Annotated in this window: 16 protein-coding genes; 6 read left to right on the top strand and 10 right to left on the bottom strand. The window is 39.9% G+C overall.

The annotated features are described in order from the left end of the window. Positions 1-45 precede the first annotated feature (45 nt). From spoVAD to HHO41_RS14460, 5 genes are all read right to left on the bottom strand, one after another. On the bottom strand, positions 46-1059 hold the full coding sequence (gene spoVAD, locus HHO41_RS14440; protein ID WP_169099845.1) for a stage V sporulation protein AD: 1014 nt from the start codon (positions 1057-1059) through the stop codon (positions 46-48). Then, a complete protein-coding gene (gene spoVAC, locus HHO41_RS14445) occupies positions 1060-1542 on the bottom strand; it encodes a stage V sporulation protein AC (protein WP_169099847.1) in 483 nt (160 codons plus the stop codon). A gap of 16 nt (positions 1543-1558) precedes the next feature. Next, positions 1559-2047: a sporulation protein gene (locus tag HHO41_RS14450; RefSeq protein ID WP_169099849.1), complete on the bottom strand. Its 489-nt coding sequence runs from the start codon at positions 2045-2047 to the stop codon at positions 1559-1561. 167 nt (positions 2048-2214) lie between these two features. Beyond that, entirely contained in the window at positions 2215-2991 is a 777-nt protein-coding gene (gene fabI, locus HHO41_RS14455) for an enoyl-ACP reductase FabI (protein ID WP_169099851.1), read from the bottom strand. 110 nt (positions 2992-3101) lie between these two features. Continuing rightward, the gene (locus tag HHO41_RS14460) at positions 3102-4973 is read right to left on the bottom strand and encodes a monovalent cation:proton antiporter family protein (protein ID WP_169099853.1); all 1872 of its coding nucleotides are present in this window, start codon (positions 4971-4973) and stop codon (positions 3102-3104) included. Positions 4974-5050: 77 nt separating this feature from the next. Here HHO41_RS14460 and prpE point away from each other — a divergent pair, with 77 nt between their 5' ends. Then, complete coding sequence (gene prpE, locus HHO41_RS14465) at positions 5051-5791, top strand: bis(5'-nucleosyl)-tetraphosphatase PrpE (protein WP_169099855.1); 741 nt, start codon at positions 5051-5053, stop codon at positions 5789-5791. 64 nt (positions 5792-5855) lie between these two features. On the opposite strand, the gene HHO41_RS14470 is transcribed toward prpE, so the two are convergent. From HHO41_RS14470 to yjbM, 3 genes are read right to left on the bottom strand one after another with little or no spacing between them, the layout of a single operon-like run. Beyond that, positions 5856-6752 (bottom strand): RluA family pseudouridine synthase, encoded by an 897-nt coding sequence (locus HHO41_RS14470; protein WP_169099857.1) that lies wholly within the window; start codon positions 6750-6752, stop codon positions 5856-5858. Between the two features lie 29 nt (positions 6753-6781). Next, complete coding sequence (locus HHO41_RS14475) at positions 6782-7579, bottom strand: NAD kinase (protein WP_169099859.1); 798 nt, start codon at positions 7577-7579, stop codon at positions 6782-6784. 47 nt (positions 7580-7626) lie between these two features. Further along, positions 7627-8268, bottom strand: coding sequence for a GTP diphosphokinase (yjbM, locus tag HHO41_RS14480; RefSeq protein ID WP_169099861.1), 642 nt, complete (start codon positions 8266-8268; stop codon positions 7627-7629). 146 nt (positions 8269-8414) lie between these two features. Between yjbM and HHO41_RS14485 the strand changes: the two genes are divergently transcribed. The 5 genes from HHO41_RS14485 to HHO41_RS14505 all read left to right on the top strand — a co-directional run bounded on the left by HHO41_RS14485 (position 8415) and on the right by HHO41_RS14505 (position 11194). Next, positions 8415-8993 carry a CYTH domain-containing protein gene (locus HHO41_RS14485; RefSeq protein WP_211171172.1) on the top strand — a complete coding sequence of 193 codons (579 nt, stop codon included), beginning with the start codon at positions 8415-8417 and terminating at the stop codon, positions 8991-8993. Between the two features lie 63 nt (positions 8994-9056). Continuing rightward, entirely contained in the window at positions 9057-9200 is a 144-nt protein-coding gene (locus HHO41_RS14490) for a hypothetical protein (RefSeq protein WP_169099661.1), read from the top strand. A 188-nt stretch (positions 9201-9388) separates the two neighbouring features. Further along, positions 9389-9796, top strand: coding sequence for a globin domain-containing protein (locus HHO41_RS14495; RefSeq protein ID WP_169099863.1), 408 nt, complete (start codon positions 9389-9391; stop codon positions 9794-9796). Continuing rightward, on the top strand, positions 9793-10689 hold the full coding sequence (locus HHO41_RS14500) for a ClpXP adapter SpxH family protein (protein ID WP_348981284.1): 897 nt from the start codon (positions 9793-9795) through the stop codon (positions 10687-10689). Before HHO41_RS14495 ends, HHO41_RS14500 begins: the two co-directional genes overlap by 4 nt. Positions 10690-11011: 322 nt before the next feature. Beyond that, the gene (locus HHO41_RS14505) at positions 11012-11194 is read left to right on the top strand and encodes a hypothetical protein (RefSeq protein WP_169099663.1); all 183 of its coding nucleotides are present in this window, start codon (positions 11012-11014) and stop codon (positions 11192-11194) included. 73 nt (positions 11195-11267) lie between these two features. On the opposite strand, the gene pepF is transcribed toward HHO41_RS14505, so the two are convergent. Continuing rightward, on the bottom strand, positions 11268-13091 hold the full coding sequence (pepF, locus tag HHO41_RS14510; RefSeq protein ID WP_169099865.1) for an oligoendopeptidase F: 1824 nt from the start codon (positions 13089-13091) through the stop codon (positions 11268-11270). A 126-nt stretch (positions 13092-13217) separates the two neighbouring features. Further along, positions 13218-14405: a competence protein CoiA gene (locus HHO41_RS14515; RefSeq protein WP_169099867.1), complete on the bottom strand. Its 1188-nt coding sequence runs from the start codon at positions 14403-14405 to the stop codon at positions 13218-13220. Between the last annotated feature and the right edge of the window lie 232 nt (positions 14406-14637).

Here is a 14637-nt window from a genome sequence, read left to right on the forward strand (position 1 = left end):
TTTGACTATAGATTACCTTTTCATTTCTGATTCGTCATAATGATTCTACGGCATCTCTATTGACACAGCATGAGCGATGCACGGAATACTTTCACCCTGTTGGAACGATAAAGGTGATAATAGCGCACCTGTTGCTACGACAAGTATTTTCTTGTAGGTCCCCTTTTTCATTTCGTTCAGTAAATGACCGTATACTACGGATGCTGAACAGCCCGCTCCGCTTGCACCAGCTTGGACAGGTTGATCACTTTTATAAATCAACATTCCGCAATCCTTAAACTTTTCCTCAGTCAGATTAATGTTGCTCTTACCCAACAATTCCATTGCTGTTTCATGCCCGATTCGTCCTAAGTCGCCGGTCACGATGAGGTCATAATAATCGGCATTGCGCCCCAAATCGTTAAAATGAGCGGTAATCGTATCAGCCGCTGCCGGGGCCATCGCTCCTCCCATATTGAACGGATCGGTGATACCCATGTCGATTACTTTGCCGATAGTCGCAGATGTAGTCACTGGATCAGCTGCATTCCCTGAGTTCTTCGCCAAGACAGCCACTCCAGCACCTGTTACTGTCCATTGTGCAGTGGGTGGCTTTTGACCACCGTATTCGGTTGGATAGCGGAATTGCTTTTCCGCTGCAGCATTGTGGCTGGCTGCTCCAGTTAAAATATAATTTGCCCCTTGATAATTGATTAAAAAAGATGCCAGTGCAAGTCCCTCCATTGAGGTTGAACAAGCCCCAAATAAGCCCATATAAGGTAACTGTAATGTCCGAGCCGCAAAGCTGGTCGGGGTAATTTGGTTAATTAAATCTCCAGCGATAAAAAACTGAAATTGATCCTTTTGCAGATTTCCTTTTTGAATTGCAGTCTGCGCTGCTTCTTCTATTAAGACACGATGGGCTTTTTCATACGAATCCTGCCCCATCCATAAATCCTCATGTAAAATATCAAAGTCGTTAGCGAGATTGCCGTTAGCTTCAAACGGACCGCCTGAAACACCGGTAGATATAATGGAGGGCTGGCTTTCAAACAGCCAACTTTGCTTGCCTTTTAGCAATTAAATGACCCCCCAAATTGTCAATAGCGTTTTAATCAGTGCAACTACAAATGCCGAAAAAACACCAAACAAAATCACTGAGCCAGCAAGCTTAAACATGTTACCACCGACACCAAGGACATAACCTTCTGTACGGTGTTCAATCGCCGCAGAAATTACCGCATTGCCAAATCCGGTTACAGGTACAGCACTTCCAGCACCGCCAATCTGGCCAATGTGATCATAAACGCCAAATCCTGTCAGTAGCATGGCAAAGAAAACCATCGTTGCCACGGTTGGATTACCGGTAGTTTGTTCAGTGAACCGAAAAAAATAAATATAAAAATAACTGACTGCTTGGCCAATTAAACATATTGTGCCACCAACCAAAAATGCCTTCAGGCAATTTTTAAGTACAGGTCGTTGAGTCTCATGTTTTTTCTGCAATTCTTGGTATTCCAATTGTTCAGGGGTTAGTTTTTGCAGTTGTTCTTTTTTTCCCAAGAAAATTCCCTTCCTTTCACGTAAGCTCTTTTTTCAGTTCAATGATTTCATTCAACTTTTTCTCTGCCTCTTTATCGGAATGTTTTGGGTCATTTTCATCATTAATGAGTTCAATTACATCTAAAAAAATTTTATAGTCACTTGAAATGATGAAATCCTCCTTAGGGAATTTCTTTTCAAGCTTTTCATTGATTTCTTTTTCAATTTGTTTCATTCGGAAACGGTGCATGTGTTTTACCTTGTAGGCTACAACCGTATCCTTTTTCCCTTTTACGATGGCAACATCATATACTGGTTCAATCGCCATAACCTCTTTGCGCACTTTTTTAAGTGTTTCCATGTCCTCTGATTCATTTGTTCCAAATACTGTCGGGCGCGGGTCAACTTTTTTAAGTAGAGCTACTTTTGTCTCAGAACCTGAGTAATTGGTACATCCTCCTAATACTACAATGATAAAAGCAAGGATCCATTTCAGTTTGGGTGGAGTTATGAGGTTTGTTTTCATAAAAGTCCCTTCCTAATTCTTTAAATGATGGGGTGAAGATACCTGTTTATTTTCTACTTCTGCAGGGATTTTATGAATGTACTGAAAAATTTTTTCTTTTTTTGTAAAATAAATTCCATTATAAAAAAAAAAACCAAGCCGAAGCTTGGTTTTTTAGTCTAATCATATTATAGAGCAATGGTATGGTAACCAGAGTCAACATGAATGTTCTCTCCTGTAATACCACGAGACATATTACTGAATAGGAATACTGCAGTGTCGCCAACCTCTTCAGTATCTGTCCCACGACGAAGCGGAGCGCGTTTTTCAATGTGCTTTAAGATTTCGTTAAAATCACCGATACCCTTAGCAGAAAGCGTACGAATCGGACCAGCAGAGATAGAGTTGATGCGGATTCCGTGCGGACCTAAATCACTAGCTAAATAACGAACACTTGCTTCAAGTGATGCTTTTGCGACACCCATAACATTGTAGTTTGGTAAGACGCGCTCTCCACCAAGGTAAGTAAGCGTAACGATACTGCCGCCTTCTGTCATAAGGCCTTTCGCTTCCTTACAAACTGCAGTTAAAGAATAAGCGCTGATATTATGCGCTAAAAGGAAACCGTCACGAGTTGTGTTCATATAGTCGCCTTCAAGCTCTTCTTTTTTAGCAAAAGCAATACAGTGTGCTACACCATGAATCACACCAATTTTTTCTTTAATATCAGCAAAGCATTTTGCGATTTCTTCATCATTTGTAATATCACATGGTAAAACTAGCGAATCATTACCTTCTAATGTTTCAGCTAATTCTCTTACGCCCTTTTCTAATCTATCACCTGCATATGTAAATACAATTCTGGCTCCCGCCGTATGAAGTGAACGAGCGATACCCCAGGCAATACTACGTTTATTTGCTACACCCATAACTACATAAGTTTTTCCAGCTAAAGAAAGAGTCATCAATTACCCTCCTATTAATACATGATATTAGTACCTAGTACTAATCTTACTATATTGATCTATAAAAGAAAAGCAAAAATTCATATCCATCTTTTCCAAAAACCGAAAAATTAACACCACTGACAAAATTCCAGCTCCCGCTTCAGTTGCTCAACATATTCCTTTGATCCCGTCACAATCAGGCGATCATTGATGTGAAGCTCAGTATCCCCATGTGGAATTATCGAATCACGCTTCCTGAAAATCCGAACAAAGATAACATCACCCGTAAACGGAAACTCTCTCAGCTTCATTCCCGCAAATTCTTCATTAAGCATCGTAATTTCAAACAAGGCTGTTTCCTGATTAGTTAAAATGCTTATCATGCTCGGGGATACAATCGAAGCCCGTAGCAGCGTATGTTGTGCCAAAAATCCAGAAAAGAATTCTATTCCCATTTCCCCTAACTGTTCCTGAAGAGCTTGGCCCTCAATTCTGGCGATTACCCGACAAGCGACATTTTCTTTAATATTTCGAGCAAGACTGGCATTTGTATCCTGATTTCCAGTTAAAATTACGACTGTATCCGTATCAGCAGCGAAGCTTTCGGTATTTTTTAATGTATCAATTGAATAGTCAGGAATCTCAACCATATCAAAAACAGACCCTGCAATCTGTTTTTCTGATTTTTCTTGTTTGGTCGTATAGACTACTGTTTCGTAAAGTGTTGGTTCCAGTTCTCGTGAAACCTGCAGCGATAGTTGGTTAGCGCCGATAAAGACAATTTTGATTTTTTTGGTGGCCAACTGCTCTTTCGGGAACAACTTTTTAAACACTATCGGCGTGAAAATCGAAGTGATGACGGCAACGAAAATTAACGTTCCACTCATTTCTGTTGTAATCGCACCTAAACGCTCACCAATTGTTGCCGCTGCAATGACCAAGGACAGCGTTGACGTGAGCAGAAACCCAGAGGCAACAACTGTCTTTCTGTCATACCATTTTTTCAACATATAAACTGGGAGAAGCTTTGAGATTAGTAATGCGATTAATAGCAACGGCACAAGCAAGAGCAATTTCGGATCGCTCAGTAATGAACCAATATCAAGCTTCACTCCCACCATAACAAAGAAAATCGGAATTAAAAATCCGTAGCCAAATGAGTCGAGTTTATGAATCAACTCCTGGTTTGGAGAGAGCAACGATACTAACACCCCGGCCAAAAACGCCCCAAGAATATTTTCAGCACCAACCGACTCTGATAAAGCAACAAGAAAAATAATTAACGCAAAAACAGCCCGTGTGCCAATTTGTGTTGTTCCTTTTGATAGCACCTCTAGAAAAGCACGATTTTTAAACCTTTTACCAATAAAGAATAAAAGGACACCCACAGCGAATAACACAAGTAACAACCAAGTGTTACCTCCACCCTCATCATAAAGTGAGGCAAATACAGCAAGCAAAATCATCGTTACCAGGTCTGCAATTACGGCAACAAGAAGAATGATTTGGCCAATCACGGTTTTCATGAGGTGCCCCTCTTTTAGGGTTGGCACCACGACTCCTAATGAGATTGTTGAAATAATTAAAGTCATTAAAAAGGCATTCTCGATTAAGTCGGCTAACACAAATAAATATGACAATACAAACGAAGCGATAAAAATCCCCATGAAAATAACCATTGCGACAATGAAGCTGTTCGGTTCTGCTTTCCCACTAGGCAGGATATTGGTCTTGCTTGATTTTTTACGTGAAAAAGCTGTAAAATCAATCTCCAATCCACTTAAGAACATTAAGAAAATAAAACCGAGCGTCGACAATGTCTCAAGCCAAACGTCCTCATGTACAAGGTTAAGCCCACTTTTTCCAATGATAAGACCCATTAAAATTTCGGCTACTACAACTGGGATGATCGTAAGTTTTAAACGATGTTGCATGATTGGGGTTAAAAATGCAACAATAATCACGATAAATAGTGACATGACGGATGCTTGTGGCTCCATTATTGATTACCCCCTTTTTGAGATATTTGTAAGATGGTTTTTTTTGAATTCATTTATACCAAGGGAGCGAAGGGACAATGAAGATAGATATTATCGGAGATATTCACGGCTGTTATCAGGAGTTTAAAGCATTAACAGAGATGCTAGGTTATGAATGGACTGTTGAAGGCGTTCCAGTTCACCCGCAAGGTCGAAGGCTAGCCTTTGTCGGTGATTTGACTGATCGGGGGCCAGCTTCTTTGAAAATAGTTGAAATTGTGTGGAAGCTAGTTGTTGCAAACGGTAGTGCTTATTACGTTCCTGGAAACCATTGCAACAAGCTATATCGCTATTTGCTTGGCAACAAAGTCCAAATTACTCATGGCTTAGAAACAACCGTTGCGGAGTACGATGCGCTCAATAGCCAGGAACAGCAAAAAGTTCGGCACATGTTTATTGAGCTCTATGAAAAAGCACCACTGTACCGGCAATTAGACAAGGGCAAGCTTGTCATCGCACATGCTGGAATTCGCCAGGATTATATCGGAAAATCAGGTTCAAAGGTGAAAACATTTGTCTTGTATGGTGATATTACTGGTGAAGCGCATCCTGATGGCTCTCCTGTAAGGCTCGATTGGGCAAAGCATTATTCTGGAAAAGCATGTATTGTATATGGTCACACTCCGGTAAAGCAAGTTAGAGTTGTAAATAATACTTATAATATTGATACGGGTGCTGTGTTTGGTGGCATGTTGACTGCCTTGCGTTATCCAGAAAAGGAAATTGTTTCAGTTGATTCAACTATGCCGTTTGTGGCCGAGAAGTTTCGTGAGCTGTGAACGGATGTTTTGGTCACATGAAAATTCATGTGACCATTTTTCAAAAATTAACAATCAATTATTACTACAACAACACTTGCTGCATATCCTCAGGTAACGGAGTAGTAAAGAAACACTCCTCCTCCAAAAATGGATGATAAAATGAAACCTCGCGACAATGAAGCGCCTGCCTACTTATCAACTGAAGCGGCCCACCGTACATATCATCACCTAATAATGGATGACCTAAAAAACTAAGATGAACTCTGATTTGATGGGTTCTTCCCGTTTCCAGCTGTAGCTTTACATGTGTAAACCCTTTACTCTCCTTCCGAGACAACACCCAATAATTGGTGCATGCGTATTGTCCAGATGGGTGCACTTCCCGCTCAATGATGCTAGTCTGTTTGCGGGCAATCGGCTGAACAATTTTACCAAAATCATCCTCAAACAAACCCGATGCAAGTGCCTCATATATCCTTTTTACACGCCCCTGTTTCTGCAATTCGCTTAACAAATGATGAACGTGGCGATGCTTGGCAACTAGCACAAGACCGGAAGTGTCTCGGTCAAGTCTCGTAACTATATGCGCAGTTGCTGACAAACCAATTTGCTCATAATAGCCAAGTAGTCCATTCGCAAGACTGCCCGACGGATGCTCGCGGGATGGTATCGTACTCATCCCGCTTGGTTTATTTATAATTAACACATATGGATCTTCATAAACAATTGATAGTGGCAAATGCTCTGGAATAATCCCTTCACTGGGCTCTTCCTTTGGAAAAATCAGCGTTAACACATCACTATCTTGCAAACGGTAACGAACATTGACGGTTTCGCCATTGATTAAGATGTCTCCACCTCTGAATTTAATATCAGTTAAAGCGGTTTTCGAAATACCCTGCTCTTTGAGGAACTCTCGAATGAGCTTACCCGCAGCAGACATTTTTATTTCCCAAGTAATAAAAAACCTTTCGTCCATGGTGCACATTCCTTTATGTAAAAATAAAATTAATCCTCGGAGACGAATGAATCATGGACTCGCTTCCAGAACGGGAATGGCCGGAATCTCGCGAAGCGGATTTTCTCGTCTGCAACCCGATATTGAATCGATTTAACGTCCTTATGTAACAAGGTTAAATGATCAATGGTAATTTGAAAATCAGGACCGTTGACTGGCTTTAATCGACAGGTGTGGTGATCCGGCAAAATCAGTGGTGAACCTATGGTTCTGAACACGCGATTATTGATAGATGCCATTTCAGTCAACTGTAGAGCTGGTATCGAAGGATGCAAAATTGCCCCACCTAGCGCTTTATTATAAGCAGTACTGCCTGAAGGCGTTGATACACAAAGTCCGTCACCACGGAAACGTTCAAAGTGTTGGCCACGGATTTCGACGTCCATTACCAGTGTACCTTCTACACTTTTTACCGTTGCTTCGTTTAGGGCTAAATAGCGCGTTTCGCGGCCACCATGTTGATATCGAATAATTGTTTCCAATAGGGGATATTCAACGACTTGATATGGTGTTCTCGCAATCGCAATCACGAGCTTTTCTATTTCTTCTGGGACCCAATCGGCATAAAATCCTAAGTGGCCGGTATGGATTCCGACAAAGGCTGTCTTATCAAGGCGACTACTGTAGCGATGGAAGGCATATAAGAGCGTACCATCTCCACCAATTGAGACAACAATATCTGGTTGGTCTTCATCATAAATCAAATCAAAGTCCAACAAATAGGTTCTCATTTTATGCTTTAGTGTATCTGACCTAGAATCCCCTTTTGACGTGATTGCAAATTTCATTTTTTACCCCTCATTTATATTTACTTAGACTATTTGTTATTCTCCTATTAACTGCTTTTTCCCTCTTGACTAGTTTCTTTTTTTAACGTGAAAAATGCTTGCGCTTCCTGGATTTCACCTCTGATTAGCGACATTTCCTCATCAAGACGAAAGGCTGCTTCGGCGGCGCGTTGCAAGCGCGTTTGGATATCCTTTGGAAATTGGCCTTTGTATTTGTAATTCAAAGAGTGCTCAATCGTAGCCCAGAAATTCATCGCTAGCGTCCGAATTTGAATTTCTACTAATATCTTTTTCTCACCATTGATAGTCTGGACAGGATAACGAATCACAACATGATAAGACCGATATCCACTTGCTTTCTTGTTCGATATATAATTTCTTTCCTCGACGATTTCGAAATCTTTTCTTTCTCTTAATAATTTGACCACAGTCTTAATATCATCGACAAATTGGCACATCATCCGCAGTCCAGCAATATCCTGCATTTCCAATTCTAATTTATTTAAAGGGATCTGCTTTTGGATCGCCTTGTCCAAGATACTGGCAATCGGTTTGACCCGACCGGTTACAAACTCTATTGGTGAAGGGGAGCCATCTAGTTCAAACTGGCTGCGCATCCCTCTTAATTTTACCTTTAATTCTTCAACCGCTTGTTTGTATGGAGCTAAAAAATGTTCCCATTGTTCCAACAAATCTCACCTCATCCGATACCCTAAAGTAAATCTAGGGATTTAATAAATATTTTATCATATTTGTGCGATGATTCCCAAAATTGATGTCTCTTTGAAAGAAAGGGATAATATGAACTAGAAGAAACGAGGAAAGGATGACCATTTTGGCACAGCAAATCGAAATCGAATATAAAAATCTATTAACCAAGCTTGAATACGAGGCACTTCTGAATCATTTTAAAATCGAGACCCACCAAATTAAACAACAAATCAATCATTATTTTGATACCGCAGAGTTTGCCTTAAAAAATCTACGTTCAGCATTACGCATTCGTGAAAAAGAAGGATGCTATGAATTAACTTTAAAACAGCCTGCTGAGGTGGGATTGCTTGAAACAAATCAGTCGTTAACAAAGGATGATGCAGAGAATATGTTTAATAATGCTCGTTTCCCTGAAGGCGCTGTGAAAGTAGCATTGGAGACTGTAGGTGTAGACATCGAATCTATCGAGTTCTTCGGAACACTCACGACCTTAAGAGCTGAACTAGAATATATGGGGGGCCTACTTGTATTTGATTCTAGTCGCTATTTGAATGCGGAAGATTTTGAGCTCGAATACGAAGTAACCGATCCTGGGGAAGGCAAAGCTGTTTTTCGGCAATTGTTAGAAACCATGAATATCCCACTCAGAAAAACCGACAATAAGATTCAACGGTTCTATAACCAAAAATACCAGGCATAAAATTGCGCAATTATATTTTATATTTTTAAAAAAATTATGATAAAGCTGAGGATTGATTTTTGCATGTTGATTGGAGCGGAAGGCACGAAGACTCCTGCAGGAGTAGCTGGTATGGGAGACCCCACAAGCGCGAATGCGCCGAGGAGGCTCCCAACTAGCCCTGCGGAAAGCGAAGTGCCTGCAGCGGAAATCAACATTCCTGATTAACAGCTCAAAAAAAAATAAACATTAATTTCAATTCTGTAGGTAGATTACTGGAAACTGGTTTTGTTTTTGTGTAAATTAATAAGGGCTGTTTAAAATGTGGAATAGCGCACAAAAGCAATATATTTGTGATATAAAAAAAGCGTTGCTACAATATAGACAGAATTATCTAGGTAAAGGAGCCCTGCACTATGGTCGAAAAAATGCCTACACCTTTTGAGGCAATCGGTGAAAATACGCTACACCGATTAATTGACGCTTTCTATCGCCGGGTTGGAAAACATCCTGACCTATCGCCAATTTTCCCTGAGGACTTAACCGAAACTGCTCGAAAGCAAAAACAGTTCCAAACCCAGTATCTGGGTGGTCCACCTTTATATACGAATGAACACGGGCACCCTATGATGCGTGCCCGTCATCTACCATTTGAAATAACGCCTACTCGTGCACGTGCATGGTTAGCATGTATGAGTGATGCCATGGATGAAGTTGGACTAGATGGTCCGCTCCGCGATGAATATTATGCTAGGCTCGTATTAACTGCAGAGCATATGGTTAATACACCCGATTCTGAAAGTTTGAAAGGTGAGAAAATGTGAACAAACAAGGTCCATTCCAAAATCCATTCGGTTCTTCTCACCACTGCTTTCAGAGCGGGGAAAAGAAGCCAATCGAGATTTATATGTTTGTTGATCCTCTTAATCCTGAGTGCTGGGCATTAGAACCTATTACAAAAAAACTGCAAATTGAATATGGACGATACTTTTCGATAAAGCATGTTTTAAGTGGTCGCTTAAACACCTTAAATTTAGGAAAAAAGAGTAACTATCAAACAAAAGCCGATCTTTGGGAAAAAACCGCAAGTCGGTTCGGAATGTCTTGTGACGGAAACCTTTGGCTTGAAAACCCTATTTCTTCCCCTTATTTAACGTCAATTGCAATTAAAGCTGCAGAACTACAGGGAAGAAAATTTGGGATTCGGTTTTTACGCAAAATCCAAGAAGTATTATTTTTAGAAAAACAGAACGTATCAAATTTTGATGTGTTAATTGAATGTGCAAAAAGTATCCAGCTTGATGTGGAAGAGTTTGTGAACGATATTCATTCTGATATGGCCTCAAAAGCGTTTCAGTGTGATTTAAAAATTATGAATGAAATGGAAGTTCATGAGATCCCGACACTCGTATTTTTTAATGAAAATATTGAAGAGGAAGGCATCAAAATAACTGGTCATTATTCGTATGAAATTTACGTTCAAATTCTTGAAGAAATGTTGCAGTATAAGCCTGTTCCAGCAGCTCCACCATCACTAGAAAGCTTTTTAAATTATTTTAAACTTGTCGCTGACAAAGAAATTGCTGTTGTATACGATATGACTTTGAGTGAAGTAAATCGCGAGATGAAAAAGCTTCAGCTAAAGCAAGTAGTAGAACAGGTTCCAGCAAAATATGGCGTATTTTGGAGAGCAATTGATGTGCCTGAATGTAAATAGTGGCTATTCTCAGTCACTATTTAAAAGTGAATAGAAAAAAACCTTGTAGTCTTGGGCTACAAGGTTTTTTCTGTTATTTTACGAACAAAGGGGATGGGAGAAATTTTTCACGGTCAAACAAAGGGGTATATGTTTGCTTGTGATCAACTTCACGTCTAAAATATATCACGGATCAAATAGCAGTCGCAATAAATCTCCAGCGCAATTCACAGGATTGTCAAATACCATGCATATTTTCGACACATTTGCATAGGATTCAATAAGAGTGCACAAAAATGATAGGGTTATATCCGTATTGAATCACCAAGAAAGGAGCATCCCTTTGTCAACCAAGCATAAGTTCATTTTCCCAAGCATGGTTATCGCCTTCGCAGTAGTGTTTGGTTATCATCTACTTGCATTATTAAATCTCGTGCCGCTATATGTAACATCGCCGCTCTTATTTATTACATTATTTTTAATTGTAACCTACCTGAATAACCGTAAAAAATTTAAAGGATTTTAACAGGGATGAGCAGCTAACCATTGCTCATCCCTTCTTTTTATTGTGCCTAACTTCCACCAGACTCGCAGATTATTTAACGTTTCAATAATAAGCTTTCCATTTCATTTAACTTTTCTTCAAATACTTTACAAGCATCAGCAATTGGCTGTTTACTTGTCATATCTACTCCTGCTTTTTTCAGAACCTCGATTGGGTAATCAGAGCTTCCTGATTTTAAGAAATCAATATAGCGTGTTACCGCTGGCTCACCCTCCGTGAGAATCTGCTTTGAGAGTGCTGTTGCCGCACTAAAACCTGTCGCGTATTGGTAAACATAATAATTATAATAGAAATGTGGAATCCTCGCCCACTCTAAACCTATTTCCTCATCAATGACGATGTGATCATCACCAAAATATTTCTTGTTTAAAGCATAGTATTCCTTCGTTAACATTTCAGCGGTAATTGGCTCGTTGTTTTGTGCCTTTTGATGAATGAGATGCTCGAACTCTGCGAACATCGTTTGGCGAAATACCGTACCTCTAAAACCCTCTAAATAGTGATTTAACAAATATAAACGTTTATCTTCATCTTCAGTTGTTCTGATTAAGTAATCATTTAACAGCGCTTCATTACACGTAGACGCTACTTCAGCTACAAAAATAGAATAACTTCCATATGGATAAGGTTGAGTTTTGCGTGTATAGTAGCTATGCACTGAATGCCCAAACTCATGAACCAATGTAAATAGATTGTTGACATTATCCTGCCAGTTCATCAGGATATATGGATTCGTGCCATATGTGCCTGATGAGTATGCCCCGCTACGCTTCCCTTTATTTTCATGAACATCGACCCAGCGGTTATCAAAGCCTTCTTTTAAAACATTCAAATATTCCTCGCCTAACGGTGCTAAACCTTTCAGGATTAATTCCTTCGCTTCCCCATAAGGAATCTCCATTTTCACATTTTTCACTAACGGCACAAATAGGTCATACATATGCAATTCATCAACGGCCAACACTTCTTTGCGAAGCTTAATGTAGCGATGCAAAATTGGCAAATGCTCATTAATGGTAGCAACAAGATTCTCGTAAACCGATTCCGGAATATTGTTGTCTGCTAATGCAGCGTGACGAGCTGATTCATACTTGCGGACACGAGCATTAAAATTATCATTTTTAACTTGTCCGGATAATGTACTCGCAAATGTATTTTGAAATTTTCCGTATGTGCTGTATACCGCTTTAAAGGCGTCCTCGCGAACCTGACGATTTTCGCTTTCAAGGAAGCGAATGTAGCGACCGTGAGTTACTTCTACCTCTTCACCGTTCTCATCCTTAATGTGCGGAAATTGCAAATCAGCATTATTTAAAATGCCAAATGTCGTACTCGAAGCACTTAGGACCTCACCAGCTTCTGCTAATAACGCCTCTTGTTCTGCTGATAACACATGTGGGCGCTGCAGATTAATTTCAGCTAAGGCATGTTCATATAGTTTTAGCTCAGGCTTTTCGGTTAAAAAGCTTGCCACCTTTGCTTCCTCAATCGATAATATTTCGGGTACGATGTATGCCAATGCACTACCCACCTGGGAATATAATGCCTTGATTCGATCATCCAGCCCTTGATAATATGAGTTGGTTGTATCTTGGTCATATCGCATATGCGCATAAGTATACAATTTACTAATCCGTTCCAATAACTGATCCTGTAAAGATAACGTTTTGTATAAAGTATCAGCACTTTCATGAAGCTTTCCAGCAAATTCGCGTACGCCAGGAATGAGTTGTTTTACCTCTTCAAATTCTTGATTCCATGCTTCATCGGTTGCAAAAATATCCTCAAGTCTCCATGTATCCTCCATCGCAATTTCGCTTCGTACTGGCAATCCTTTACGTTTAGGTTCTTGTTCCATGCAAATACCTCCATTCTTGTCGTCTCCATACCATCTTTTGTTTAATTCGATTTCCGTTGTTTATTTCCTTCCCACAATCAAAATTACTCCCCATTATTGTATGTATTTTTAGGAAAAGTCATCATTTTACTGAAAAATTGTCTGATGTCTTTGATAAAAATCTCGCAATGCTTGTTCCTGTTCCATCATATTCCGTGCAACCTTCAATTGCCGATTAATCTGATAGATAGTTTCGTCCCAGGCCGTTAAATACCCACATCTCTCCAGTAAAAATAAATATTCATTGATAGCCCTAGTCGCATTCCCTGTTAACAACGGGAGCTCTCTTAACAAAATCTGTTTTTGATTCACACGTTTTTGGAAGGCTTGATATATAGATGAAATCGAAATGGTTTCTCCTGGATTTCGTTTTAAAAAGCAATCAAGATAAAGGAATCCCTGCCAAACTGCCGGTGGTGTTCTAATAAAGATGCTATTGGCCACCGGCAGGCCAACCTCCGGCGGTAAATAGATTAGATGGAGATGATGGCTATAGAGCATTTTTAGGAATGGATCACGATAGCTTTGAGGATTTTGCGAAAATAATTGTTTAAAAGACCCTATTTCCTTTTGCCATGTTTGTAGATTTGGTGGTTTATTTAATAAAGGATGAAGGAACCTATCAATGGTTATTGTGGTAAGCGGCTCACAGGCTAGCGTGGTCAAAGCATTTCGGGTTGAGATTGGGAAGATTTTTTGAATGAAAATAAATTGATTGGAATTCGGGCAGAAGTAGGTGATTGAAGCTTGTTGGTGATGTGCTGTCATGCAGAGATATTGAAAATCTGAAAGAGATGATACGGAATTACCTTTTCGCGAAACAAAGTTTCCTCCCAAAATCCAGAGCGGTACGTAACCATTCTCTAAATAGCTGCGGGTTCTTTTCTTAAATAGTTCATCTGGAATGACAGAGCATTGGAACTCCAGAGCAAAGCAAACATTTTGATAGGTGAAACGTATGTCGGGCCGTTGCCTTATGTTGTGGTCAAAAACTTCAAGTTCGGGTTTAAGCCCCTGGTCCCTCAGCCATAAATAGAGCTTTTGTTTTCCTGCAAGATGATAGGCTGATTCCTTTTCAAAGTGCTCACTACAGCTGCTGACCCTGAAATGTGCAAAATGGGTAATTTTTTTTGTTCCAATTTTTAAAATCATTTTCTCCTTGCAGCCCGGGCAAAAAAACGTCATCGTTTGCTTAAGGGCTCGTAAGGATTGTGAATCTTTGGCAAAATCGGCTAAGCAAATACGTCTGCCATCTTCAGTTATCGCGGTTAACAATGAATCGTCCTCCTTTCTTACACTAACTAGTTCGACACCAACTAACATATTCCTTTATTAAGATAACAATTTTGATTCATTTTTTAGCCAAAGTCTGTGTTAACATGAATGTTGATTTCCGCTGCAGGCACTTAAGAACAAAATCGCTAACGCGACTTAATACCCACGACCCAAGTGAAGGTTATTCACTTGGGTCTTTTCTCGCCTGGCGCATTGTTCCATTACAAAAAGG

Source organism: Bacillus sp. DNRA2, from assembly GCF_012843265.1.
Taxonomy (GTDB): Bacteria; Bacillota; Bacilli; order Bacillales; family Cytobacillaceae; genus Bacillus_BU.